General features: G+C 55.8%; 1 protein-coding gene. It reads left to right on the plus strand.

Features of this window, described 5'->3' with window-relative positions; genetic code table 11:
• Positions 1–217: 217 nt before the first annotated feature.
• Positions 218–710 (plus strand): cysteine hydrolase family protein (locus JF66_RS20880; protein WP_081882542.1); only part of this gene is annotated, 493 nt, incomplete at its 3' end.

Consider the following 710-nt stretch of genomic DNA (forward strand, 5'->3'; position numbering starts at 1 on the left):
TCCAGCTCGATCACGCTGTCGGGCCCGTAGATCACCACCTCGTTGGTGGGCACGCCACGGTCCGTGCGATCATCGGCGAGAACTTCCATCACCGCCGCGACGTCGAAGGCCCGCATCCCGGGCAAAGCCAACACTCCCACCCTCATGGCGTGATCTTATCGTTCACTGTCATTAACGCCACTTTCTGAAACGAACTGGATCCGGTTCGATGGAAGACATGAACCAGGAACAGAACCGTCAGCAGGAAGCATTACTTGTGATCGACGTGCAGGAAGGATTCAACGACGCCACTTTCTGGGGCCAGACGTCCAACCCCGACTGTGAACGAAACATTGAGGCTCTCCTTGCCGAGTGGAGAGAACACGATTTGCCCATCATCGTGGTGCGTCACGACTCGCAATCGCCACAATCACCCCTCCATCCAGACCAAGCAGGTAATCGGCTCATGTCCTTCGTCTCGGACGTAACCGTCGATCTCGTTGTCACGAAACATGTGAACTCGGCATTCTACGGTGAGCCCGGTCTCCATGAATGGTTGCAGGAACACGACGTCAATCGGCTCGTTATCTGCGGAATCCAGACCAACATGTGCGTCGAAACCACCGCACGAATGGCCGGAAATCTGGGATATGACGTAACCATTCCACTTGACGCGACGAGAACCTTCTACCTGTCCACAATCGTTCCGGGCATGGGGAAGATCGCTCTCA

Origin of the sequence: Cryobacterium sp. MLB-32 (genome assembly GCF_000738085.1) — a bacterium.
Lineage (GTDB): Bacteria > Actinomycetota > Actinomycetes > Actinomycetales > Microbacteriaceae > Cryobacterium.